The following is a 24,770-nucleotide window of genomic DNA, read 5'->3' as shown; positions in this document are numbered from 1 at the left end:
ATATATAACGGATCACCCTTTCGATAATCCATGTGCCGTTCGTCTGAACTGGTATTTTTGACAGTGGAGTTATTCTTTCTGTACGGGCCAGACTTGAAGCTAATTTATATTTCAAGAGGGTAAAGGTCCATGAGGGCTCTAGTTGTTTTGATGTTGTGTTTTGTTACACAAGTTCATGCCATGTCCGGGCAAGCCCTGGTCACCGATCTGAATGCCAAGTACACGAGTAACGTTGCGCAGTGTTCGAACGGTACGCCAGCCTACTATTGCTCCGGCGTTCTATTACGGGCAGTGGACTACAGTACGTTTTTCAAGTTTTGGGATTATGGTTCAAAATCGACAATACTGGGCTCCGTCGCGTTCACTTACATTCGTTCTGATGTTGGCAGTACTGCGTTAAATGGCAACAGGAAAAGCGGTTTCATCCTTAAAGATCAAACGTCGGCGCTGGCCGCAGGAAAAGCACTAAACCTGCGTTGTATCTTTCCTTTTCCAACCGAATCACTCGATGTTCGCGCAGATCATGGGTGCGGGTTCGCACCCAAGGCGGAACAACTGAGCGTGGATCTTGCCAATTGTGCAAAGTTGGCGGTTCCGGCGACAACAGCAGCAGCCTGGCTGAAAAACTTTCAGGAGCACCAGTCGTTACCCAAAAATCAATGCTCGCTTAGCACGGTGGTGGCTACACAGTTCAAGGCCAGCCTTGAAGCGCACAAACTTGTTGGTGCCGCTTGGACCGCCAAACCCACTGAGGTGCTGATTCAAACATGGGATGAGAGCAAACCCGAGAAGCTGCCAATTGAGGCAGTGTTCTATGAGGCATCGGCTCCGGCCAAGTTGGCAGACGCACAGAAGTTCCAGAAAGATTATTATCTGGAAACGTCGCTTTATGTGCCCATCGTCAAAATGAATATGACTGCTGCAAACCACAATATTTTCAGTTTTGACGCCAAAGATCAGAGGTTTGGACAACTGGTGGCCGAGCGCCTGAATGGGCGCTATAACAACGTCTCAAACAATTGTAGCGGGAAGCCTGCTTATTATTGCAGTGGTGTACTTGTGCGCACCACAGGCGCCAAGCCGTCCTATCACGCTTGGGATCCTAGCCCGACGGCAATTACCAAGCAAGGCGTTCCTTTTTCCTACCTTCGTAAAGATCTTGGAATTACCATTCTTGCTTGGGGGGACCTCCATGGTTTCATCTTCAAGGACTTTGCTACGGCTGAGCGGTTGGAAACTTACGCCATAAACCTGCTGTGTTCCTTTCCCTCGGATGCTGCGAGTTGGCAGCGGGTAGGTATAGGTGGGTGCGGGCCACATAAAACTTATCCAAATAACAGTCGCTCATGTGCGGAAGAAGGAGTAGTTTCTATTGCGACATGGACGACGCATTACCGAGCAGTACCCGGATCCAGCTATTATTCGGCGAGGAATGCGCACCAGTGTGGCTTTACTTCCAGCGTCGAACAATTTGCTTTAAGTCTGCAAGCGCGAGGTAGCTTTGAGATTCCAGGCGCCCGATTGCATCATAATGAAGTGATTCTTTCTCTTTGGCCGCAGAGTATTCCAACACAATTACCGCTGTATGCATTTTTTTATCTGCAGAATCAAGGCGGTGGCGCGGGAGTGGGCGGAGCGAAGTATATGCAACAAGACTATTTCAACATCACAGGTGATTTGCTTCCTGTGATTAGAGTGGATCTGGCTCCCGGAGCGCCTGAGGTATTCAGTTATCACGAGAATGATCAGGTCGTTGCGCTATTTGGCCGCTGATCATAAACGCAGATTTTATCTTTCAATAGTAAAGGCGTGGGGTGCGATAAAACTGCATCCCGCGCCTTCTTCCACTGTTGGCTTTGATTGTTCAAAAAGAGATGCGCAGCAAGCGAGAAAACATCAAGTTGTCATTTGAACCGGAATGGTGGACGCTATAGTTGATTAGCACAGTTTTGTTAGTATTCTCTGATACCCAGCTAGTCGGAATATTGAATGCCATTGATGAGCTGTTCTGAATTGGCTGGGTTTCGGTATCCCTCACAACCACTCCGTGCCACCTGACTCTAACCGTATAACCGGTCGTCATGTTAAGAAACTTGACGGTCACTTTTTTCCTGTCAGCAGAAAGCCTGGGTTCACTGAGATCAAACGATTGTGGGTCAACTTTTAACGTCAGCGATTTGGAAATGATCAACGACGCACCTGGTGTGGGGCGAACGCTGTAATTGACTGCTACGCTGCTGGCAATGGAGTCGATAACTTCGAGGCGTGGAATCTTGAAGGGCATCGGCGCCGGGGTGCCAACGGTCAAAGTTTCAGTCTCGTACACATACTGGCCTGTTGCCCAGCGAACTTGTATTTGATGTCCTCTCAGCATGCCTTCGAAGTTTACTTCAATATTGACGTGTGGGTTGTTGTATACATCATTGAAGTTAAGTCGATCTCCGTCAGAGCCGTAGGCTTCAAGTACCTTCGGTGCGATAAGATTCAGTGCATTCAGTTCGGTGTCCATGTTTCCTGTGCTCCCTTCGTAAAGGCGAATGAGTTCACCTAGGCAATCGGTCTTATTGGTGGTGTTAAAGGTCTACTCTTAATACTTGAGAAAACATGCTTTGTTCGTCGATGCCCGGTCGATTGACACTGTAGTTGATCAACACAGTTTTCCCCTTGTTTTCCTCTATCCAATTTGCCGGAATACTGAACTCTTCCGTGACATCGGTTTGTAAGTCTTGCCAGTCAGTTTCCCGAGTAACGACGCCAGTGAGGCGTACGCAAGCGTGGTAGCCGGTGACCATTCCCGGATAACGGACGGTGACCGTGGTTCGATCCGGAGTAAGCCTTGGAGGTGTCAAAACAAATTTTTGAGCATCCACGACCAGCTTCAGGGCGTCGGAGCGGTGCAAGGGGCCGTTGGGATAGGTGCGTACCGTGAAACTGACCGGAACGGTACTGCCGATAGCGTCCACAACTTCCAGTCGAGGAACATTGAAAGTCATCGGGCCAACCGTTGAAACGGTTGTGATCGCACTGTCGTAGACATGCCGACTGGAAGCCCAACGTGCCCGGATAGTTTGTCCGATAGCCATCCCAAGGTACTTCTGAACCTGAATCGTTACATGACTGGCCTCATAGATATCGGCCATTTTCAAACGATCGCCCTGAGGGCCGTAGGCTTCCAGAACCTGGGGAGGTTTTAGTTCAATTGTGGTTTTGATTTTCAGGGCGAGGGGCTCGGAGGTGAGCTTTTGCCCTGCACGCTCCACCCGGAGCGTGATGGTCACGGAACTCTCGTTGCTTTCGTTGGCCCAGTTGAGCGGAATCGGAAATTGCAGCGTCCCGCTTCCCGGGTACGGCTTTGCGGTTGTCTCTCTTTCGACGCGGCCCAGCCAGTTGATCCAGACGCTGTCACCCGCGATCAGCCCCTCTCCCGAAGCAACTGCTTCGATTTTCGTCACGTATGCAGTATCCAGTACGCCGCCTTGTTCACCTGTTAGCGTCGGAGCCGGGATACGGAGCAGATTGACAGTTACTTTAGTGGGTATTGCCCATGGCGCATTAACATGCGGACGGTTGCCGCAGCGGTCTATCACTTGGTAGGTAACTAAATGCCTACCGTCACCTGCGCGCTTGATCAACTGCTCATCGAACGAGATCAAGATCGGATGATTTAGCGGGTCCTTGATCTGATCAGGGGTGACGGAATAATGATCCGCCTCTTCGTTGTTACCCCAGCGCGCGACGATAGAATCGTACACAGTGATGTTCTGATAAGGTTCGATATGCATGGCAATGCCGTTTTTTGCCATATCCCCATCGACCCCGGTGCTGATATCCGGATTGAAGGAGTAACGCAGTCCGGGGTGACCCAGTGGCTCGGGTTTGTCGAGAACACCTCCCGGCAGGGTGCGTTTGATCAATACATTGAGCTTGATTGAATCGATTTCGTTATGGCTGGCGCGTATTAAACGGTAAAAAACCGGGAAAGCGCTGCCATCTAGAATCTGGCCTTTTGGCACATAGAATCGGCATGGTTTGTCGAGCTTTTCCTCTGTGTCAATGATCTCTGTGCTCATGGGGTTCACGGCGTCATCCCAGAAGAGAAGGCATCGGTCACCTATTGCCATGTCAAACCAGGGATCAACGATGACAAGCAGATCCGTTTCCAAGGCATCGGCGCCAATGCTGCCATCGTAGCCTTCGTCGCCATCCAGTGGCGTGATCAATGCGGGAATATTGGGCGCCCAAAGGGCCAGCAAACTGCTGTCCTCAAAGGTGGCACCGGGGGGCGTGGGCAAAGTCATCAGAGCGCTCCTGTGATAAGGGCAGCGCCTGGAAAGGGTGGGTCAACGCTGCTTGTCTATCTGGCAACGAACGCAAGGATGCTAGCTACTGTCAGATCTGACAGTAGCGACGAATGGTAAAAAGCCACCAGTAGCTTTGGGTCGGGCGAATCCTGGGGTCAGTAATCCTCGCCGCGTTCGGTGATGTCCTTCTCCGCCATTGGCACATCCGGATCTTGCCCCTCAGGAAACTTACCCTTCAGATTCCACGCAAACGCAATAATCTCCGCAATCGTGCGATACAACTCCTCCGGAATACTCTCCCCCAATTCCATCCGCGCCAGCAGTTTCACCAGCTCGGCGTTTTCGTAGATGGGCACTTCATAATCGCGGGCAATCTTCAGAATGGCTTCGGCCAGTGCTTCGTCGCCCTTGGCCGTGAGGGTAGGGGCGTGGCTGCCGTCGTATTTGAGGGCAATGGCTTGGCGCGGGGCGTTGGGGTTTCTCATGCGGTTTCGTCGACCCAGCGTTGTTCGAGACGGGTTTGAGGGCCTTGCGGCGGTGTGCCGAGGTGGCAATCCAGATCGCCGACATTCAGGCCGGACGCCAGCAGACGCTGGCGCAGTTCGGCCAGATGACGTTCGATCAGGTTGGCGGTGTACGGTCTTTCGGCCCACAGCTGGCTGGACAAGCTGCCTTTGATCAGTTGCGCCTGAATCTGCAGCGGGCCTAACGGCTCCATGTCGAATGCCAGATCGACCCGCCAGAGCTGTTGCTTCGGGGGACGTTCTTCATTGCGTTCTTTTGGTTGTTCTTTCTCGGGGGCTTCTTCGCGCTGGAACTTGACCTGCAACGGCACGATGTCCTGCAAGTTGCGCATCGGGATTTCCAGCTGCCAGGTGCTCATCAGCCGACCGTCGTCAGTGACGCCGGTCTGTTCCAGGCTCGACAGTTGATGGCTTTGCAGGCGCGAAACTGCCGCTGCCGCCAAACGCAGCAGGTGCTCCAGATCGTTTTCACCGTCCTGGCTCTGCAACAGGCGTTCGGGGAGCGGGAAACTAGTCGGTAGCGATTTGGCGCTGACTTGCCCGAGCATGCCGAGGGCGCTGCGCACGAAACTCGGCATGACCTGGGCCAGCGTGTTGGCGGCAATGATCGCGTTGAGATTCGTGTTGGCCGGCAGGCCTGGCGTCAGTTGGGCGATCAGCTTGAGCAGATCGCCTTTCATGTCCGGGGCGAGCGTGGGGTTCTGTCCGGCGAGCAGTTTGCTTTCCAGGAACATTCCGCTATTGGCCAACGCCAGGGCCAGGCCTTTGGGCGTGCTGAGTTGCCGAACATCGGGCAGGCCGGCGAGCAGCTTGTCGACGGCGGCACGCAGGTCGCTTGAGGTCTGGTCCGATGCTGGCAGGTTTTGCAGAAGCTTGATCAAGCCGTCCAGCGAACCTTGGCGGCTTTGTTGGCTGACCAGTTGCTGCGTGACGGCCAATTGTTCCTGACGGCTGCTCAACGGCATGAATTTCAGCGTCTGAGTGTCCTGCACCAGCGCGCTCAGCAAGGTGCCGATGCGCAGCGGTGTCGGGCTGTCGATGCTCAGGGTGCTGCCGCTCAACGCGGTGTTGAGCAAGCTCACCATCGAGCGAAACACGGTCGGCTGGCCCGGGACCTGCGGCATCACCTGAGAGGTCAGCACTTTGCCTTGCAGCAGGGTGCCAACGGGCAGTTGCGCCGTGTCGATGCGGGTGAGGGTGGCAACGCTGGAGGCGATGGCCTGTTGCACGGTGACGGCCAGATTACCCGCCGACGGCTGGGTGATCGCCAGGCTGGTGCCCTGAGGCAGCGGTTGGGTGCTGGTGGCCTGGACCGTGGTCTGACGGCCGCTGTCGAGGGTGACCTTGAGCAACAGTTGAAAGGTCTGATCCGCCTGCTTGAGCGACAGCACTTCGGCCCGGGCAGTCTGACCGGCAGTGATCAGGCCCTCCATGGGCGTCAGAAGCTTGAGCAAATCGCCACTCACCACCAGCGGCCGCGAAGTCGCAGGCGTGCTCTGCGGTAGCGGGAGGATGTTCATTTCGCCTGTCATACGCGGTCACAACCTGAGGAAATTGCCCTCTTTAGAGTAGGGCATGGCATGTATAATGCGGCCCCGTTGCAACCGGAGCGCTGAAAACAGTTGCAAAAACTTGATCTGGCTCCTTAGAACGGGCCGCCAATGCATTTATCCTGCATCTCTTTAGCGGCCGCACCGCTGCCGACTTGAACCGTAAAGGCCCGTGATCTCTTGACCAGTCCAGTCCTGCAAACCGTTGCCCTTGCTTGTGAGCGAGACCTTCGGCTGCTCTTCGAAAATCTCGAATTGAGACTGGCCAGTGGCGAAATGTTGCAAATCAGCGGCCCCAACGGCAGTGGCAAGACCAGCCTTTTACGTCTGCTTTGCGGTCTGATGCAGCCGACCGCCGGTCTCGTACTGCTCAACGGCCAGCCACTGAACGAGCAACGCTTTGAGCTGGCGCGCAACCTGCTGTGGATCGGCCATGCCGCCGGGATCAAAGACCTGCTGACGCCGGAAGAGAATCTGAGCTGGCTTTGCGCCCTGCATCAACCGGCCTCCCATGAGGCGATCTGGCAAGCGCTGACGGCTGTCGGATTGCGCGGTTTCGAGGATGTTCCCTGCCACACGCTGTCTGCCGGGCAGCAACGCCGGGTCGCGCTGGCGCGGTTGTACCTGGAAAGCCCGCCGCTATGGATCCTCGATGAGCCGTTCACCGCGCTCGATAAACAAGGCGTGGCGCAACTCGAAGAACACCTGGCCGCCCACTGCGAGCGCGGTGGCATGGTGGTCTTGACCACTCACCACACGCTGACCCGGATGCCGGCCGGCTATCGCGACATTGATCTGGGGAACTGGGCCGTATGAGTGTTTTCGGCCTGTTGGTCGCCCGCGAGGCCCGTTTGCTGTTCCGCCGTCCTGCGGAACTGGCCAATCCGCTCGTATTCTTCGCGATCGTCGTTTCCCTGTTCCCGTTGGCGGTCGGCCCCGAGTCTCAATTGTTGCAAACCTTGTCTCCGGGACTGGTCTGGGTAGCGGCCCTTTTATCGGTTTTGCTCTCGCTGGACGGGCTTTTCCGCAGTGACTTCGAAGATGGATCGCTTGAACAGTGGGTCCTTTCGTCGCACCCCCTGCCTCTTCTGGTATTGGCCAAGGTACTGGCACACTGGGCCTTCTCTGGCCTGGCACTGGTTTTGCTCGCTCCACTGCTGGCATTGATGCTCGGTTTGCCAACCGCCTGTCTGCCGGTGTTGCTGCTTTCTTTATTGCTGGGTACACCGGTGCTGAGCCTGCTCGGTGCGGTGGGCGCAGCCCTGACGGTGGGATTGAAACGCGGCGGACTGTTGCTGGCGCTGCTGATTCTGCCGCTGTACATCCCGGTGTTGATTCTTGGCAGTGGCGCCTTGCAGGCGGCATTGCAAGGCATGCCGGCGACCGGTTATCTCCTGTGGCTTGGTAGCCTGACCGCCCTGGCGATAACCCTGACACCTTTTGCAATAGCTGCTGGCCTGAAGATCAGCGTCGGCGAATAATGAGGTCTGGTTAAATTTTAACCAGTAAAGACCCTTTGTGGCTGCTTCGTGATATCGAGCAGCAACCGTGATGGAAACAGTAATGAACTGGACTTGGTTTCATAAGCTCGGCTCGCCCAAATGGTTTTACGGCATCAGTGGCAAACTGCTGCCGTGGCTGAGCGTCGCGGCGTTGCTGCTGATCGGCGTTGGCGTAGTCTGGGGCCTGGCCTTCGCGCCGCCGGACTACCAGCAAGGCAACAGCTTTCGCATCATCTATATCCACGTTCCCGCCGCCATGCTGGCGCAATCCGTCTACGTGATGCTGGCCGTGTGCGGCATCGTCGGGCTGGTGTGGAAGATGAAGCTGGCCGACGTCGCCCTGCAATGCGCGGCGCCCATCGGTGCCTGGATGACCGCGGTGGCGCTGGTCACCGGGGCGATCTGGGGCAAACCGACCTGGGGCTCGTGGTGGGTCTGGGATGCACGACTAACGTCCATGCTTATTCTGCTGTTTCTGTACTTCGGTCTCATTGCGCTGGGCAACGCCATCAGCAATCGTGACAGTGCCGCCAAGGCCTGCGCGGTATTGGCGATTGTCGGCGTGATCAATATCCCGATCATCAAATACTCGGTGGAGTGGTGGAACACCCTGCACCAAGGCGCGACCTTCACCCTCACCGAAAAACCGGCAATGCCGGCCGAGATGTGGCTGCCACTGCTGCTGATGGTGCTGGGTTTCTACTGTTTCTTTGGCGCGGTGCTGCTGCTGCGCATGCGCCTTGAAGTGCTCAAGCGCGAAGCCCGCGCCAGTTGGGTCAAGGCCGAAGTGCAGAACAGTCTGGAGGCCGCGCGATGAGTTTTGCTTCATTTGGCGACTTCCTCGCCATGGGCCATCATGCCCTGTATGTCTGGTCAGCCTATGGCATCTGCCTGGCAGTGCTGGCCCTCAACGTGGCGGCGCCGATCCTGGCCCGCAAGCGGTATCTGCAACAAGAGGCGCGTCGTCTGCGCCGGGAGAACGGCAAGTGAATCCGCTGCGCAAAAAGCGTCTTATCATCATTCTCGCGATCCTGGTCGGTGTCGGCGCTGCTGTCGGTCTGGCCCTGAGCGCCCTGCAGCAGAACATCAATCTGTTTTACACCCCGACCCAGATCGCCAACGGCGAAGCCCCGCAAGACACGCGCATCCGCGCGGGCGGCATGGTCGAGAAAGGTTCGCTGCAACGTTCCGGTGATTCGCTGGACGTGAAATTCATTGTCACCGACTTCAGCAAATCCGTGACCATCAGCTACCGCGGCATCCTCCCGGACCTGTTCCGTGAAGGGCAGGGCATCGTTGCCTTGGGCAAAATCAACGCAGACGGCGTGGTGGTGGCCGACGAAGTACTGGCCAAGCACGATGAAAAGTACATGCCACCGGAAGTGACCAAGGCCCTGAAAGACAGCGGCCAGTCGGCACCCACTCCCGTCAAAGAGGGCTAATTGATGACTTCTGCACTTTATAGTTCAGGGCTGTTCATCCCCGAATTGGGCCACCTGGCGATGATTCTGGCGCTGTGTTTCGCGCTGGTTCAGGCCATCGTGCCGTTGCTCGGTGCCTGGCGCGGTGACCGTTTGTGGATGAGCCTGGCCCAACCGGCCGCCTGGGGGCAATTCGCGTTTCTGCTGTTTGCCTTCGGTTGCCTGACTTACGCCTTCATGGCCGACGATTTCTCCGTCGCCTACGTCGCCAGCAACTCCAACAGTGCGTTGCCGTGGTACTACAAGTTCAGCGCGGTGTGGGGCGCTCACGAAGGTTCGTTGCTGCTCTGGGCGTTGATTCTCGGCGGCTGGACCTTCGCGGTGTCGGTGTTCTCCCGGCAGTTGCCGCAAGTGATGCTGGCTCGCGTACTGGCGGTGATGGGCATGATCAGCACCGGTTTCCTGCTGTTCCTGATCCTCACGTCCAACCCGTTTGCACGGATCCTGCCGCAAATTCCTGCGGACGGCCGTGACCTCAATCCCTTGCTGCAAGACATCGGCCTGATCGTTCACCCGCCGATGCTGTACATGGGCTATGTCGGTTTCTCCGTGGCCTTCGCTTTCGCTATCGCTGCGCTGCTGGGCGGTCGTCTTGATGCGGCGTGGGCGCGCTGGTCCCGTCCGTGGACCATCGTCGCCTGGGCCTTCCTCGGTATCGGCATCACGTTGGGCTCCTGGTGGGCCTACTACGAACTCGGCTGGGGCGGCTGGTGGTTCTGGGACCCGGTGGAAAACGCATCCTTCATGCCATGGCTGGTCGGCACGGCGCTGATTCACTCGTTGGCGGTCACGGAAAAACGTGGCGTGTTCAAGAGCTGGACCGTGTTGCTGGCCATCGCCGCGTTCTCGTTGAGCTTGCTGGGTACGTTCCTGGTGCGTTCCGGCGTGCTGACGTCGGTTCACGCGTTTGCGTCCGACCCTGAGCGCGGTGTGTTCATCCTGATCTTCCTGCTGTTTGTGGTCGGCGGCTCGCTGACGCTGTTTGCCCTGCGCGCTCCAGTGGTGAAGAGTCACGTAGGCTTTAATCTCTGGTCCCGGGAAACCCTGCTGCTGGGTAACAACCTGGTGCTGGTGGTGGCGGCGTCGATGATCCTGCTGGGCACCTTGTATCCGCTGATTCTCGATGCGATGACCGGCGCCAAGCTGTCGGTTGGCCCGCCGTATTTCAACGCGCTGTTCATTCCGTTGATGGCCTTGCTGATGATGGTGATGGCGGTCGGCATGTTGGTGCGCTGGAAAGACACCCCGGTCAAATGGCTGTTGAGCATGCTGACCCCGGTGTTGCTCGGCAGCGCCGCGCTGGCGGTGGTGGCTGGCGTCGCTTATGGCGATTTCAACTGGGCGGTGATCGCGACTTTCATGCTCGCGGCTTGGGTCTTGCTGGCCGGCGTGCGTGACATCTTCGACAAAACTCGCCACAAAGGCCTGATCAAAGGCCTGCCGACCCTGACCCGCAGTTATTGGGGCATGCAAGTCGCTCACCTCGGCATCGCCGTGTGCGCCCTCGGTGTCGTGCTGTCGAGCCAGAACAGCGCCGAGCGCGACCTGCGTCTGGCGCCGGGCGAGTCCATGGCCCTGGGTGGTTACCACTTTGTGTTCGAAGGCGCCAAGCACTTCGAAGGCCCGAACTTCACGTCCGACAAGGGCACCGTACGGGTGATCCGCGACGGCAAGGAAGTCAGCGTGCTGCACCCGGAAAAACGCTTGTACACCGTGCAGAACTCGGTGATGACCGAAGCGGGGATCGACGCCGGTTTCACCCGTGACCTCTACGTCGCACTCGGCGAACCATTGGGCGACGGCGCCTGGGCCGTTCGTGTCCACGTCAAACCGTTCGTGCGCTGGATCTGGTTCGGTGGTCTGCTCACCGGTCTCGGCGGGCTGCTGGCGGCTATGGATCGGCGTTACCGGGTCAAGGTGAAAAGCCGTGTGCGTGAAGCACTGGGCATGACGGGAGCCACGGCATGAGACGTTGGTTAATGCTGTTACCACTGGTGATTTTTCTGGTGGTGGCTGTTTTCCTTTATCGCGGTCTGTTCCTGGACCCGGCCGAGTTGCCCTCGGCGATGATCAACAAGCCATTCCCGGAGTTTTCCCTGCCGGCCGTGCAGGGCGACAAGACCCTGACCAGGGCGGACATTCTAGGCAAACCGGCACTGGTCAACGTCTGGGGCACCTGGTGCATTTCCTGCCGGGTCGAGCACCCGGTGCTGAACAAACTGGCCAAGCAGGGTGTGGTGATCTACGGCATCAACTACAAGGACGTCAACGCGGATGCGTTGAAGTGGCTGGACGAATTCCACAATCCGTATCAGCTGGACATCCGTGACGATGAAGGCACCCTGGGCCTGAACCTTGGCGTTTATGGTGCGCCGGAAACCTTCTTCATCGACGCCAAGGGCATCATCCGCGACAAATTCGTTGGCGTGATCGACGAACAGGTCTGGCGCGAAAAACTGGCGGCCAAGTATCAGGCGCTGGTCGATGAGGCCAAGCCATGAAGCGCTGGATAGCCGCCGCGGTATTGGGTTTGAGCATGGCCGGCGTGGCGCACGCGGCCATCGACACCTACGAGTTCGCCAAAGAAAGTGACCGTGAGCGTTTTCGCGAGTTGACCAAAGAGCTGCGTTGCCCCAAGTGTCAGAATCAGGACATCGCCGATTCCAACGCACCGATCGCCGCCGACCTGCGCAAAGAGATTTTTCGCATGCTCGGCGAGGGCAAGGACAATCAACAGATCATCGACTTCATGGTCGACCGCTACGGTGATTTCGTCCGCTACAAACCTGCTCTGAACGCCAAGACTGCTGTGCTCTGGTTCGGCCCTGCCGGCCTGCTGCTGGGTGGTTTTGTGATCATCGCCGTGATCGTCCGCCGTCGTCGCGTGCAACGCACTGACACCAAGGATGAGCTTTCTGCCGAGGAGCGCGAGCGCCTCGACCACCTGTTGGATAAAACCAAGAATGATTGATTTCTGGCTCGCTGCAGGTCTGCTACTTCTGGTTGCCCTGAGTTTTCTGCTGATTCCCGTTCTGCGTGGTCGTCGCGCGCAGCTTGAAGAGGATCGTACTGCCCTGAACGTCGCGCTGTATCAGGAGCGCGTGGCTGAGTTGCAGACTCAGCAGGAAGAGGGCGTTCTCGATGCCGCGCAAATGGACACCGGCCGCGCCGAAGCCGCCCGTGAATTGCTCGCCGACACCGAAGGCGTCGAGGCGCCGCGCGTGTCCCGCCTGGGCAAACCGTGGCCCTTGCTGGCGGCGATTCTGGTGCCGGTGCTGGGTCTTGGCTTGTACCTGCATTTTGGCGCCAGCGACAAGGTCGAACTGACCCGCGAATTCGCCCAGGCGCCACAGTCGATGGAAGAGATGACCCGTCGCCTGGAACGCGCGGTCGCCGCTCAACCGGATTCGGCCGAGGGCTTGTACTTTCTGGGGCGTACTTACATGGCCCAGGACCGTCCTGGCGAGGCGGCGAAGATCTTCGAACGCACGGTGAGCCTGGCCGGTCGTCAGCCGGAACTGTTGGGCCAATGGGCTCAGGCCCAGTACTTCGCCGACGGCAAGAAGTGGTCGGACAAGGTCCAGGCCTTGACTGACGAAGCGCTGAAAGCCGATCCGAAAGAAGTCACCAGCCTTGGTCTGCTCGGCATCGCAGCTTTCGAAGGCGAGCGTTACCAGGACGCCATCGACTACTGGAATCGCTTACTGGCGCAACTGCCGCCGGAAGACAGTTCCCGCGCTGCGCTGCAAGGCGGCATCACTCGGGCCACCGAGAAACTTGTCGCCAGCGGCGGCAAGGTGGCTCAGGCGCCGGCGGCCAAGGTCGCGGCGCTGCTGAAGGTGCGTGTGGATCTGGCGCCAGACCTGAAAGCCAAGGTCCAGCCGGGCGACAGCGTATTCATCTTCGCCCGCGCCACCTCAGGCCCACCGGCACCACTGGCCGCCAAGCGCCTGACCGTGGCCGACTTGCCGGCGACCGTCGAACTGGGCGATGCCGATGCAATGATGCCGCAGTTGAAACTGTCGAACTTCCCTGAAGTCCAACTGGTTGCGCGCATCTCCCGCGCCGGCCAACCGACTGCCGGCGAATGGATCGGTCGCAGCCAGCCTCTGGCCAGCAGCACCACCGCGCCGCAACAATTGACCATCGACAGCCCGGATAAATAACAGGACACGCCAACATGACCGCCATCGCTCGTATCACCCTCCTCAGTCTGGTTTTGGGGTTAAGCGCTTGTGCGGTCCAGCGGCCCGAGCCGACGCGGCTGCCGCCGATCCCGCCCTCGCAGCCCAGACCCACGCCGTCTACGTCACCCACGCCGGGCAAGCCGAGCATTCCGGCCAAGCCCGCCAAACCGCTGCCACGTACCTCCGCCAGCTTCGCGCCGCCGCCGGGTGGCAACAGCCATTGGGATGCCAAGCTCGGCGTGTACGTTCTCGATGATCAGACCAACACTTTCTACCGCCAGCGCACCTACTATCGCTGGAACAACGGCTGGAGCCGGTCGATCAGCCCGAACGGGCCATGGGAAGACACCGATATCCAGGGCGTGCCGGGTGGGTTGGGACGGCAATTCGGGCAGTAAACAGAAACGGTGATCAAAGGATCACAGGGGTTGGTGTTGTTGGTTAAAACGCGGCTTTACCTATCGAAGCGCCACCGTCGACAAACAAGGTCTGCCCGGTAATAAAGCCGCTCTGCTCGGACAGCAAAAACGCTATCGCCGCAGCGATCTCCTGCGGCTGCCCCAACCGACCCATCGGCACGCGGGCCAGATTCGGCCACCGCGCGGCCAATGCCTTTGCTGGCGCCGGTGATGAGAAAGGTACGTCGGGTCATTGCACACTCCTTGAAAGAACATGCCGCGAGTCAGGCGGCATTTGATCGGTTAGCCGCGAATCGCATCCCGCATCGCTTCAGGCTCAGGTCGCTGAGTGTAATCCGGGTTCACCTCGGCGTGACGGCTTACGCAGAGCAAAATGATTCATTTTTGGTGGGAGGTGCCTTGAATCACACTCTGTAAAACAACCGAGCGTCGCGTCCCGCACTTTTGTGCTTGAATAAAGATAACTCTAGGGTTACTTTTATTCGGGCCTGAGCAAGGAGGCGAGTGGTGCAGAGCAGGCTATTGATTAAGGAGTTGGAGGAGGCGGGCTGGACACTGGATCGGATTACCGGCAGCCATCACATCTTCACTCACCGATACAACCCATACACGATCCCCGTCCCTCATCCGAAAAAGGATTTACCGATCGGGACGGTCAAAAGCATCAGGAGGCGAGCCGGGCTGCATTGCCCGGGAGCCAGTTACGCAGGAGATCCATAATGCAATACCCAATCTGTATCGAGTGGGGCGACGAGAACACCGCCATCGGTATTCAGATCCCCGATATTCCAGGCGCCGTAACGGCCGGGGATACGTTTGAAGACGCCTATAACGCAGCGGTCGAGATTGCCCACATCCTGCTTCAGGAAATAGCGGCTGACGGGGAGTCGATTCCAATGCCGACTTCTGCGGCTGCTCATCGTGGAAATCCAGACTTTGCCGACATGGGCTGGGGAATGCTGGAGCTGGACATCGCGCCATACATGGGCAAAACCGAGAAGGTCAATGTGACGCTGCCCGGCTATGTGATCCAGCGTATCGATCGTTATGTGCGCGAGCACAATGTCAAAAGCCGCTCTTCCTTTCTGGCAGATGCGGCGATGGAGAAGTTGGTTCGACACTGAGTGAAGTTGGGTACATCCCCTTTGTGGACAAGCTCGATCCCGTAGGAGCGAGCGGTGCGGCGGTCCGACTTGCCCGCGAAGCTTTCAGCGGTTACGTACTTACATCCTGTTGGATAGCGTGCTTATGTTCTCTCCTCCAATCGATTTCCGCGGGCAAGGACGGCGTAACGTCACCGATGTAACGGTGCGTCGAGGAGTGAACTCATTAGCAGCCACAAAAAAGGCGACCTACTCAGGTCGCCTTTTTCATTGGGCTCAGGAATTACTGGCCGCTGTAAATCTGATCAAAGATTCCACCATCATTGAAGTGAGTTTTCTGCACAGTCCGCCAGTCACCAAAGGTCTTCTCTACCGACAGGAAATCTACTTTCGGGAAACGATCGGTGTACTTGGCCAGCACCGCCGGATCACGCGGACGCAGGTAGTTCGCTGCCGCAATCTCCTGGCCTTCCGGCGACCACAGGTACTTCAAATATTCCTCAGCTGCCGCGCGGGTGCCTTTCTTGTCGACTGTTTTGTCGACCACCGACACCGGCGGCTCGGCTTCAGCAGAAACACTCGGGTAGATCACTTCAAACTGGTCACGACCAAACTCACGCGCAATCATTTCCGCTTCGTTTTCGAAGGTCACCAGCACGTCGCCAATCTGGTTGGTCATGAACGTGGTGGTGGCTGCACGGCCACCGGTGTCGAGGACCGGCGCTTGTTTGAACAGCTTGCCGACGAAGTCTTTGGCTTTGCTTTCGTCACCACCATTTTTCAGCACATAGCCCCAGGCCGAGAGGTAGGTGTAGCGGCCGTTGCCCGAGGTTTTCGGGTTCGGCACGATCACCTGCACACCGTCCTTGAGCAGATCGGGCCAGTCTTTCAGGGCTTTCGGATTGCCTTTGCGGACGATGAACACGGTGGCCGAGGTGAACGGCGCGCTGTTGTTCGGCAGGCGGGTGACCCAGTTGTCCGGGACGAGTTTGCCGTGGTCCGCCAGGGCGTTGATATCGGTGGCCATGTTCATGGTGATGACGTCAGCCGGCAGGCCGTCGATGACCGAACGCGCCTGTTTGCTGGAGCCGCCGAAGGACATCTGCAGGGTGATGTTTTCGTTGTGCTCGGCTTGCCAGTGTTTCTGGAAGGCAGTGTTGTAGTCCTTGTAGAAATCGCGCATCACGTCGTAAGAAACGTTGAGCAGGGTCGGTGCGGCCTGAGCCACGCTGGTCAGTGCCAGGCCAGCGGCCAGAAGTGAGGCGCCAAAGAGTTTTTTCACTGAGCATTCCTTGTTCTAGAAGTTTTTATTTAGAAAGTGGGGCAATTTGCCAGCGACTATAGCCGGGCTCGCATAGTCCTTTAAAGATTAAAAAGCACTTTGCTTATTCCCGTTTCTTGAACAGTTGATTACCGCACTGCGAGCAGAATGCCGCGCCGTGTTCGTGGTTGTTTTTCTTGCACACCGGGCAGTCGTGTTGCAGTTGCTCGCCACGCATGGCGTTGGCCAGTTCGGCGGTAAAAATTCCCGTGGGCACGGCGATGATTGAGTAACCGGTGATCATCACCAGCGACGAGACCACCTGGCCCAACGGCGTCTTGGGCACGATGTCGCCGAAGCCCACGGTGGTCAGCGTGACGATAGCCCAATAGATGCCTTTGGGAATGCTGGTGAAGCCGTGTTCCGGGCCTTCGATCACGTACATCAGCGTGCCGAACACCGTGACCAGCGTGCAGACGCTGACCAGAAACACCACGATCTTCTGCTTGCTACCGCGCAATGCGGACATCAGATAGTTGGCTTGCTTGAGGTATGGGCTGAGTTTGAGCACGCGGAAAATCCGCAGCATCCGAATGATCCGGATAATCAGCAGGTACTGCGCATCGGCGTAATACAGCGCGAGGATACCGGGCACGATCGCCAGCAAATCCACCAGCCCATAAAAGCTGAACGCATAGCGCAATGGTTTGGGCGAACAGTACAGCCGCAGGCCGTATTCGATGGCGAAGATAACGGTGAAGCCCCACTCGATGTACGCCAGCAGGTTGGCGTAGTTCTGGTGAATGGAGTCGATGCTGTCGAGCATCACGATCACAATGCTGGCGAGGATGATCAACAACAGGATACCGTCGAAGCGCCGACCGGCCACTGTGTCGCTCTGGAAAATCATGACGTAGAGGCGATGGCGCCAGTCGTTGTTACTTTCCATTAGGTCTTGCCCAAGCCGATAAAGAGAGAAGCCTGGGTGATTGACGAGGATTGCGCAAGCGGGACGCCGAGTCCGCCATGTTCAGCCGGTTCTAGTCGTTCATGGCTTAAGAAATTGACTCTCTCGTCGATATATCGACTTCCCACAGAAACAAAAGCCCTTGTTTTGATGTGCGGCTTGGATTTCAGAACCACACGGAAGCGATATGGATAGTCAGTTTTTCAAGAAAAGCCTGCTGGCAATGGTTGTCAGCGCTTCGACCGCTCAGGTATTTGCCAGCGAGTACGACCTGAGTCAGGGTTTCAAGGACTGGACTGGTCAAACCCTTGGTGAAACCTTGACCCTGACCGGGCAACGAACCCGCCAGAGCAACACGGACAAAACGGGTGTCACGTTCTTCCAGAACACTGTCGCGGGCTCACTCATTAACCGGGGCGACTTCACTTTCGACGCTCAAGGCGCGACGGTGACCGGGATCGGACTGGATGTCAGTTTCCTCAACTCCAGCGGCAGCAACATTCAGGGTGACTTCATCAATGCCGGCAAGCTTTCTCTTTCCAACGTGAATAACGCTGAGGGAATCGAGATCGCCAATACCACTATCACCGGTAATGTCATCAACGCCGGGACTGTCTCCATCACCCAGTCATTGGGAGCCAATATCTATGGCGAGCCTGAGGGTATCTACCTCCATGGGACCACTATTGGCGGCGATCTGATCAACAGTGGTGTTGTCGATGTGCAGGGTAACTATGCCGTGGGGCTGATTCTGGATTCCCATTCCGGACATCCCGTGAGCATCGCCGGCAGGCTTCTCAACTCAGGAACGATTCGAGCCACGGGTCAGAACGCCTCCGCTTTTCACGTCGAGACCCAAACCAGCGCGTTGAGGATCGAGAACAGCGGCTCGATCCTAAGCGTTGGCAAGAACTCCGCGGCTATCGGGTTTTTGGAGGGTTCAGTCGATCATTTGCTCAACACCGGGACTATTGAGGCATCGGGTGAAGACGCCGTGGGCATCAAACTCGGCGGTGCTACTTTCACGCAGAATGCTGTGGCTGGCGCTCGGGGCATTATCAACTCCGGCAATATCACTGCAGACGGTGTTGCGATCCGGGTCGATGCGGACCAGACATCAGCGTTCGAGATCAACCAGCAAGGTGGCGAAATTCGCAGTAATCATGCGGCGGCCATCGATGGCGCAGGGTTGGCGCAACTGAACTGGGCCGGCGGTGCGATCAAGGGCGATCTGCTCAACCTCAATGGGGTGAATGTGGCTGGTCAGGCCAATTACACCGGTAGCAAAATCGACAGCACGGTTTCCATCGTTTCGGGATCTCTAAACCTTCAGAACCAGGGGGTCGAAATTACCGGTGACCTGAGCGTCGGTGCCAACAGTGGCATCGATATGTTGCTTTCGGATCGCGTCACACCCGGTACGCCTTATTTGACGGTGGACGGCAAGGCCACCTTCGCCCACTCCTCCAGAGTGACGTTGAATGCTAAACTAGGTGATTTCACGCCGACCGCTGCCGGCACTCAATACACACTGGTCAAGGCCAGTAGCCTGCAGAACAACGGGTTGAGCGTCACCAGTTCGTCCTCGTTGTTGAACGTCGCCAGCTATACAACCAATGCTCAGACCGTCAACGCACTGGTCACACTGAAAAGTGACAGTCAGGTGGATGAAGAGCAGGGGAGCATCGGCACCTCCAGCAGCACCCGCGAGATCCTCAATCGCTTCAAGAATGGCCCGCTGGGACAATTGAACAGTGATGATGCGGTCTTCAAAGCCTTTGCCAACGCCTCCTCCCAAGAGGAACTGGCAAAGCTCGGTGAGCAACTGGCTCCGGAAGTCAGCGGTGGGGCTGTTAATGCGGCAGTGTCGGGTCAGGCGATGATGAATGGAGCGATCGGCAACCGCGTGTCCGGTCTGCGCTCGGGGCTCTCATCAGGGGATTCGCTGGCAGATACCGGCGTATGGATTCAGGGTTTGAGCAGCAACCAGGATCAGGACAATCGTGATGCGGTCGCCGGTTATTCGGCCAACAGCAGCGGTATTGCCGTCGGGGCGGATGGCAAGCTGAATGCCAACTCCACCGTGGGTCTGGCCTATTCCTATCTGAACACTAACGTCACCTCCGATACCGGAAATAAAACCGGTGTACAGGGCAGCGCATTGACGCTGTACGGTAGCTGGGATCTGCGCAACTGGTTTGTCGATGGCAGCCTCAGTTACGGGCGCAATGACAATGACAGCAAACGTTATGTCGCCGACAGCGTGGCCAAGGCCAGCTACAACAGTGACGCGTGGGCCCTCAACGCCTTGAGCGGTTACACCTTCAAACTCACCGACCAACTGATTATCGAGCCGCGCGTCGCCGCACGTTACACCAATATTCAGCTGGACAGTTTTAATGAGCATGGCTCTTCGGCCGCCCTGCACTCCAATGCCCAGCGCTTCGAAATTGGCGAGCTGGGTGCCGGGTTGCGAATGGCCGCTGACGTGCCATTGCTCAATGGCACCCTTACACCTGAAGCGAGCGTGATGGCTTACCATGACTTCATCGGTGACCAGATCAATCAGACCTCCAGTTTCACCTTGGGGGGCTCGCCGTTCATTGTCGCGGGAGCCAGTCCGGTGCGTGATAGTTATGAAGGTCGCATAGGAGTGAAGTATCAAATTGATGCTCTAACCTTGGGGACCCATTACAGCTATCAAGCGAAGACCGGTTTTAACGCCGACACCTTTACCCTTGAAGCGCGCTACGCTTTTTGATCGACTGGATTGCAACGGTTCGCGCTGGCGGACCGTTGCGTCTGATCAACAGATTAAAACCATGTTTAAAGCACTGGCCGCCATCGGCTTCGCGCTCCTCGGGCTCAGCGGATGCGCGGGTAAAGTCGATTTGCAGGCGGTAAGCCAAGGCTCTTCACTTACTCCTGGCACGCTCGATAGTTCACCTTACACACTCATGGCCTTGCTACCGCCACCAGGGGGCTACAAGCATCTGCGTGTTTACATTGAAGGCGATGGTCGGGCGTGGGCGACACGGTCTCAACCGAGTATCGATCCGACCCCTCGCGTGTCCTTGATGGCGAGATTGGCCGCTGGAGATCGGGGGGCCAGCGCGTATCTGGCGCGCCCTTGTCAGTTCGTGACATCACCGGGTTGCAACACTGATTTGTGGACTTCCGGTCGTTTCAATTCATTGGTCATAGAGACCATGAGCGCGGCCCTTGATCGTCTGAAAAGTCGCTTTGCAGTGGAGCAGTTCGAACTGGTCGGATACTCGGGGGGCGCGGCGATTGCCTTGATCCTTGCGGGTTCTCGTAACGACGTAACTCAGGTGCAAACGATTGCCGGGAATCTCGACCCTGTAAAGTGGGCGAAGCTGATGCAGCTCGCGCCATTCTCGAAACCGGTGACACCTCTGGAGTTTCGCGACAAGTTGCGTGCGCTCCCGCAACGCCATTTCATCGGTTTGAATGACAAGGTCGTGCCGCCTCAAATGCTCCAGGTCTATACCACGCAGCTTCAGGGCAAATGCCTGGAAGTCGTCGAAACGCTCGCCACCCACGATCAGGGATACGATGAAAGTTGGGGGTCGCGGTCGGATCTGCCATTGGCTTGCGAGACTGACCCCTTGCGCTGAATGCAGATTCAGCCTTTTCAGGCGCCACCCTTGGTTTGGCGCTCAATAGCGCAAGGCGCACTGTCGACAGCGGCCTGGCGCAACACCCGAATGCCGGCACGGATCAGCCAGCAGGCGAGGATGAAGGGCGCGGTGAGCGTGGATAGTCCCAGCGCGGCAAAGCCCGGTGTGAGCAACACGGCCAATACAATGCCGAGCAGCGGCAACCAGGGTTGACGGCGATTCTGGCTGAAAGCGAGGGCGGCGAGCACCGCGTTGTAACCGCTCAAACCCAGCAGCGCGTTTGCAGTTTCGTGATGCAGTAAAGCGAAGCCTAGGCCGGCAGTGGAGCCCAGCAGTGCCCAAAGGAACGCGCGGCGATCGGCGATCAGCAAACCCGCAGCAATCAGAGCACCAGCCAGCGGATGATCCAGAAACATCACCTGACCGAGCCCTTTCAATGAAGCGACGAGCAGGTTGAGTGTGTTTATCTCGATCACAGGCGCGGGTAATTGAGGCGCGGCAAACGAAAGCAGGATCCAGCTCAACCCGACAAAGGGCGCGGTGTAGGCGGGCAGGCAATGATGATCGCGAGCACGCTTGAGCCATTGCTGGGTCAACATCGCGCTTAGGCCGCCAGCGGCGATGATCAGCGGCGGCAACATCGCTGACCATGGGAAGTAGAGGCTCAGCAGCAAACCGAGCAAGACACCGTTGTAACTGAAAAGCCCAGCCTGTCGATCAGCCTTGGCATAACCGCGTCGTTGCGCGACGAGCAACCCGGCGACACCGCCCAGCAGCGCACCGCCCAGCAGAGCCGGCGCGGTAAAAAGAATGGCCAGCAGGCACAGCAGGCCGCACAGCGGATGGCGCTGGAGGAAGACCTGACTGAAACCGTTGAGCAGGGCAGTCGCCCAGTCGGGGCAATGGGTGTTGAAGTGGTTGGCAGGCATTTTAAGGTCTGTGGTGTACGTTACAGATCGTTCCCACGCTCTGCGTGGGAATGCCTCAATGGACGCTCTGCGTCTGCTCTTGGGACGCGGAGCGTCCCGGGCTGCATTCCCACGCAGAGCGTGGGAACGATCATCGTGTAAGGGTTAAATCAATGTTTCGATACGCAGTGAGTTAGTCGACCCCGGCTGCCCAAACGGCACACCCGCCGTGATCAATAAGGTGTCGCCACGCTTGGCCATGCCCTGTGCCTGCGCAATCTCCAGCGCCGTCGAGCACACCTCATCCACCTGCCGCAGCCGGTCATTGACCACCGAGTGCACGCCCCACGCTACCGTCAACCGGCGAGCGGTTTGCAGGTTCGGCGTCAGGTTCAGGATTGGCACCGTCGGCCGCTCCCGCGCGGCTCTCAAACTCGACGTGCCGGACTCGCTGTAATTCACCAGCACCGCCACCGGCAGCACATTGCTAATGCGGCGGATCGCGCAGCTGATCGCGTCGGACACCGTCGCTTCAGCCTTCGGCCGGCTCACGTCCAGCTGCGCCTGATAATCCGGACCGTTTTCCACTTGGCGGATGATCTTGCTCATCATCTGCACGGCTTCCAGCGGGTACTCGCCGGACGCAGTTTCCGCCGACAACATCACCGCATCCGCACCTTCGGCCACGGCGTTGGCAACGTCGGTCACCTCCGCCCGGGTCGGGGCAGGGGAGAAGCGCATCGACTCGAGCATTTGCGTGGCCACCACCACCGGTTTGCCGAGTTCGCGGCAGATGCTGATGATGTTTTTCTGAATCTGCGGCACGCTTTCGGCCGGCACTTCCACGCCCAGGTCACCGCGAGCAACCATGATCGCGTCGCTCAACTCAGCGATCTCGCGCAGTTGAGTCACGGCCGATGGCTTCTCGATCTTGGCCATCAGAAACGCTTTGTCGCCGATCAGTTCGCGCGCCTCGCGAATGTCTTCAGGACGCTGCACAAACGACAGCGCCACCCAGTCCACACCCAGCTCCAGACCGAAGCTCAGATCGCGACGATCCTTGGCCGTCAGTGGGCTCAGTTCCAGTACCGCTTGGGGGACGTTCACGCCTTTGCGGTCCGACAGCTCGCCGCCATTGAGCACGGTGGTATCGATCGCGTCGGAGTATTTGGTGACCACACGAAGACGCAGCTTGCCGTCGTCCAGCAGCAGGTCCATGCCCGGTTCCAGCGCCGCGATGATTTCCGGGTGAGGCAAGTTGACCCGGCGTTCATCACCCGGCGTCGGGTCAAGATCCAGACGCAAGGCCTGACCGCGATGCAGTTGCACCTTGCCCTCGGCGAACTTGCCGACCCGCAGTTTCGGGCCTTGCAGGTCCATCAGGATGCCCAGCGGACAATTCAGCTGGCGCTCGACTTCACGAATCCACTGATAGCGCTGAGCGTGGTCGGCGTGATCGCCGTGGCTGAAGTTCAGGCGAAAGATGTTGACCCCGGCCTGCACCAGCTCACGGATGTCGTCGATCCCGTCAGTGGCAGGACCGAGGGTGGCGAGGATTTTAACCTTCTTGTCAGGCGTCATTTTCAGGGGTCTCGAGAATCAGGATGGCTCGGAAGTCGTTAACGTTGGTGCGGGTCGGCTCGGTGACGATCAGCGCGTCCAGCGCCTCGAAATAGCCGTAGCCATTGTTGTTGTCCAACTCGTCGCTGGCGCTCAAGCCGAGTGCGGCGGCGCGGGCGTAACTGTCCGGGGTCATGATCGCGCCGGCGTTATCCTCGGATCCGTCAATGCCATCGGTGTCACCGGCCAGCGCGTAGACGCCGGGCAGGCCTTTGAGGCTGTCGGTCAGGCTCAGCAGGAATTCGGCGTTGCGTCCGCCACGACCATTACCGCGTACGGTGACCGTGGTTTCGCCGCCCGAGAGGATCACGCAAGGCGCTGCCAGCGGCTGACCGTGCAGCACGACCTGACGAGCGATACCGGCGTGAACCTTGGCCACTTCGCGGGACTCGCCTTCCAGGTCGCCGAGGATCAGCGGGCTGAAGCCGGCCTGACGTGCTTTCACCGCAGCGGCTTCAAGCGACTGCTGCGGACGGGCGATCAACTGGAAATGACTGCGCGCCAGGCTCGGATCGCCGGGTTTGACCGTCTCCGATTCCGGGCTCTGCAGCCAGTTGCGCACCGAGACCGGAACGTCTATGGCGTAGCGCTTGAGGATCGCCAACGCTTCGGCCGAGGTGCTCGGATCGGCCACGGTGGGACCGGAGGCGATGACCGTGGCGAGGTCGCCCGGTACATCGGAAATCGCGTAGGTATAAACAGTGGCAGGCCAGCAGGCTTTGCCGAGGCGGCCACCCTTGATCGCCGAGAGGTGTTTGCGTACGCAGTTCATCTCGCCGATGGTGGCGCCGGATTTGAGCAGGGCTTTGTTGATCGACTGCTTGTCGGCCAGGGTGATGCCGGCTGCCGGTAGTGCCAGCAGGGCAGAACCGCCGCCCGAGAGCAGGAAGATTACGCGGTCGTCTTCGCTCAGGTTGCTGACCAGTTCCAACACCCGTTTGGCGACCGCCAGACCGGCAGCATCGGGCACTGGGTGAGCGGCTTCGACCACTTCGATTTTTTCACACGGGGCGCCGTGACCGTAACGCGTCACCACCAGACCTGTCACTTCACCCTGCCAGCAGCGTTCGACCACTTGGGCCATGGCCGCGGCGGCTTTGCCGGCGCCGATAACGATCACCCGACCGCTGCGATCGGCAGGCAAATGGGCTTCAAGGACTTGCTGCGGATGGGCCGCGTCGATGGCTGTGGCAAACAGCTCGCGCAGGAATTGTTGCGGATCGACCGACATGGCGGGCTCCCGGATTTCTTGTTATTGGGGATATCGGGCCTTGCATCGCCCTCTGTAGGAGCGAGGCTTGCCCGC

At 58.1% G+C, this 24,770-nt stretch carries 24 protein-coding genes and 1 pseudogene; 15 read left to right on the top strand and 10 right to left on the bottom strand.

Features of this window, described 5'->3' with window-relative positions; genetic code table 11:
* Positions 1-129: 129 nt before the first annotated feature.
* Positions 130-1,773: a hypothetical protein gene (locus tag ACYZT3_RS20255; protein WP_462030568.1), complete on the top strand. Its 1,644-nt coding sequence runs from the start codon at positions 130-132 to the stop codon at positions 1,771-1,773.
* A 91-nt stretch (positions 1,774-1,864) separates the two neighbouring features.
* Here ACYZT3_RS20255 and ACYZT3_RS20250 read toward each other — a convergent pair whose 3' ends face one another.
* The 4 genes from ACYZT3_RS20250 to fliK form a co-directional block, all read right to left on the bottom strand.
* Positions 1,865-2,509, bottom strand: coding sequence for a hypothetical protein (locus ACYZT3_RS20250; protein WP_462030567.1), 645 nt, complete (start codon positions 2,507-2,509; stop codon positions 1,865-1,867).
* Between the two features lie 64 nt (positions 2,510-2,573).
* The gene (locus ACYZT3_RS20245) at positions 2,574-4,298 is read right to left on the bottom strand and encodes a hypothetical protein (RefSeq protein ID WP_462030566.1); all 1,725 of its coding nucleotides are present in this window, start codon (positions 4,296-4,298) and stop codon (positions 2,574-2,576) included.
* Between the two features lie 158 nt (positions 4,299-4,456).
* Positions 4,457-4,786, bottom strand: coding sequence for an EscU/YscU/HrcU family type III secretion system export apparatus switch protein (locus ACYZT3_RS20240; RefSeq protein ID WP_462030565.1), 330 nt, complete (start codon positions 4,784-4,786; stop codon positions 4,457-4,459).
* Positions 4,783-6,357 (bottom strand): flagellar hook-length control protein FliK, encoded by a 1,575-nt coding sequence (fliK, locus tag ACYZT3_RS20235; protein ID WP_462030564.1) that lies wholly within the window; start codon positions 6,355-6,357, stop codon positions 4,783-4,785. The genes ACYZT3_RS20240 and fliK overlap by 4 nt, the downstream gene beginning before the upstream one ends.
* A gap of 198 nt (positions 6,358-6,555) precedes the next feature.
* On the opposite strand from fliK, the gene ccmA reads away from it, so the two are divergent.
* The 10 genes from ccmA (at position 6,556) to ACYZT3_RS20185 (ending at position 13,943) form a co-directional block, all read left to right on the top strand.
* Complete coding sequence (gene ccmA / locus ACYZT3_RS20230; protein WP_282377518.1) at positions 6,556-7,191, top strand: cytochrome c biogenesis heme-transporting ATPase CcmA; 636 nt, start codon at positions 6,556-6,558, stop codon at positions 7,189-7,191.
* Positions 7,188-7,856, top strand: coding sequence for a heme exporter protein CcmB (ccmB, locus tag ACYZT3_RS20225; RefSeq protein ID WP_090188533.1), 669 nt, complete (start codon positions 7,188-7,190; stop codon positions 7,854-7,856). The genes ccmA and ccmB overlap by 4 nt, the downstream gene beginning before the upstream one ends.
* 82 nt (positions 7,857-7,938) lie before the next feature.
* Complete coding sequence (locus tag ACYZT3_RS20220; protein WP_282377519.1) at positions 7,939-8,694, top strand: heme ABC transporter permease; 756 nt, start codon at positions 7,939-7,941, stop codon at positions 8,692-8,694.
* Positions 8,691-8,867, top strand: a complete 177-nt coding sequence (gene ccmD, locus ACYZT3_RS20215; protein ID WP_008145547.1) for a heme exporter protein CcmD — start codon at positions 8,691-8,693, stop codon at positions 8,865-8,867. Before ACYZT3_RS20220 ends, ccmD begins: the two co-directional genes overlap by 4 nt.
* Positions 8,864-9,319 (top strand): cytochrome c maturation protein CcmE, encoded by a 456-nt coding sequence (ccmE, locus tag ACYZT3_RS20210; protein ID WP_282377520.1) that lies wholly within the window; start codon positions 8,864-8,866, stop codon positions 9,317-9,319. The genes ccmD and ccmE overlap by 4 nt, the downstream gene beginning before the upstream one ends.
* Positions 9,320-9,322: 3 nt before the next feature.
* Positions 9,323-11,326, top strand: a complete 2,004-nt coding sequence (locus tag ACYZT3_RS20205) for a heme lyase CcmF/NrfE family subunit (protein ID WP_282377521.1) — start codon at positions 9,323-9,325, stop codon at positions 11,324-11,326.
* Positions 11,323-11,859, top strand: coding sequence for a DsbE family thiol:disulfide interchange protein (locus ACYZT3_RS20200; RefSeq protein ID WP_282377522.1), 537 nt, complete (start codon positions 11,323-11,325; stop codon positions 11,857-11,859). Before ACYZT3_RS20205 ends, ACYZT3_RS20200 begins: the two co-directional genes overlap by 4 nt.
* Complete coding sequence (locus ACYZT3_RS20195) at positions 11,856-12,329, top strand: cytochrome c-type biogenesis protein (RefSeq protein WP_282377523.1); 474 nt, start codon at positions 11,856-11,858, stop codon at positions 12,327-12,329. Before ACYZT3_RS20200 ends, ACYZT3_RS20195 begins: the two co-directional genes overlap by 4 nt.
* Positions 12,322-13,524, top strand: coding sequence for a c-type cytochrome biogenesis protein CcmI (ccmI, locus tag ACYZT3_RS20190; protein WP_282377524.1), 1,203 nt, complete (start codon positions 12,322-12,324; stop codon positions 13,522-13,524). Before ACYZT3_RS20195 ends, ccmI begins: the two co-directional genes overlap by 8 nt.
* 14 nt (positions 13,525-13,538) lie before the next feature.
* Complete coding sequence (locus ACYZT3_RS20185; protein ID WP_282377525.1) at positions 13,539-13,943, top strand: hypothetical protein; 405 nt, start codon at positions 13,539-13,541, stop codon at positions 13,941-13,943.
* Between the two features lie 43 nt (positions 13,944-13,986).
* Here ACYZT3_RS20185 and ACYZT3_RS20180 read toward each other — a convergent pair.
* Positions 13,987-14,133: pseudogene (locus ACYZT3_RS20180) on the bottom strand (SDR family oxidoreductase); the annotation flags it as partial.
* A gap of 338 nt (positions 14,134-14,471) precedes the next feature.
* Here ACYZT3_RS20180 and ACYZT3_RS20175 point away from each other — a divergent pair.
* Both ACYZT3_RS20175 and ACYZT3_RS20170 read left to right on the top strand, forming a co-directional pair.
* Complete coding sequence (locus ACYZT3_RS20175) at positions 14,472-14,684, top strand: type II toxin-antitoxin system HicA family toxin (RefSeq protein ID WP_462030563.1); 213 nt, start codon at positions 14,472-14,474, stop codon at positions 14,682-14,684.
* Positions 14,684-15,088, top strand: a complete 405-nt coding sequence (locus tag ACYZT3_RS20170; protein WP_282377527.1) for a type II toxin-antitoxin system HicB family antitoxin — start codon at positions 14,684-14,686, stop codon at positions 15,086-15,088. Before ACYZT3_RS20175 ends, ACYZT3_RS20170 begins: the two co-directional genes overlap by 1 nt.
* A gap of 262 nt (positions 15,089-15,350) precedes the next feature.
* Here the strand turns inward: ACYZT3_RS20170 and ACYZT3_RS20165 are convergent, their stop codons facing one another.
* Positions 15,351-16,349 carry a sulfate ABC transporter substrate-binding protein gene (locus tag ACYZT3_RS20165; protein WP_282377528.1) on the bottom strand — a complete coding sequence of 333 codons (999 nt, stop codon included), beginning with the start codon at positions 16,347-16,349 and terminating at the stop codon, positions 15,351-15,353.
* A 103-nt stretch (positions 16,350-16,452) separates the two neighbouring features.
* Positions 16,453-17,277: an ion transporter gene (locus tag ACYZT3_RS20160; protein WP_282377529.1), complete on the bottom strand. Its 825-nt coding sequence runs from the start codon at positions 17,275-17,277 to the stop codon at positions 16,453-16,455.
* Between the two features lie 205 nt (positions 17,278-17,482).
* On the opposite strand from ACYZT3_RS20160, the gene ACYZT3_RS20155 reads away from it, so the two are divergent.
* Both ACYZT3_RS20155 and ACYZT3_RS20150 read left to right on the top strand, forming a co-directional pair.
* Positions 17,483-20,056, top strand: coding sequence for an autotransporter family protein (locus ACYZT3_RS20155; protein ID WP_462030562.1), 2,574 nt, complete (start codon positions 17,483-17,485; stop codon positions 20,054-20,056).
* Between the two features lie 61 nt (positions 20,057-20,117).
* Positions 20,118-20,933, top strand: coding sequence for an alpha/beta hydrolase (locus ACYZT3_RS20150; RefSeq protein WP_282377531.1), 816 nt, complete (start codon positions 20,118-20,120; stop codon positions 20,931-20,933).
* Positions 20,934-20,950: 17 nt separating this feature from the next.
* Here the strand turns inward: ACYZT3_RS20150 and ACYZT3_RS20145 are convergent, their stop codons facing one another.
* The 3 genes from ACYZT3_RS20145 to ACYZT3_RS20135 form a co-directional block, all read right to left on the bottom strand.
* Positions 20,951-21,865, bottom strand: a complete 915-nt coding sequence (locus tag ACYZT3_RS20145; protein ID WP_282377532.1) for an urea transporter — start codon at positions 21,863-21,865, stop codon at positions 20,951-20,953.
* Positions 21,866-22,009: 144 nt separating this feature from the next.
* Positions 22,010-23,425, bottom strand: a complete 1,416-nt coding sequence (gene pyk / locus ACYZT3_RS20140; protein WP_462030561.1) for a pyruvate kinase — start codon at positions 23,423-23,425, stop codon at positions 22,010-22,012.
* Entirely contained in the window at positions 23,415-24,695 is a 1,281-nt protein-coding gene (locus ACYZT3_RS20135) for a glycerate kinase type-2 family protein (RefSeq protein ID WP_282377534.1), read from the bottom strand. The genes pyk and ACYZT3_RS20135 overlap by 11 nt, the downstream gene beginning before the upstream one ends.
* Positions 24,696-24,770: the final 75 nt, after the last annotated feature.

It is taken from the genome of Pseudomonas sp. MDT1-16 (assembly GCF_054898115.1).
This window is presented reverse-complemented; position numbering and strand designations above follow the sequence as displayed.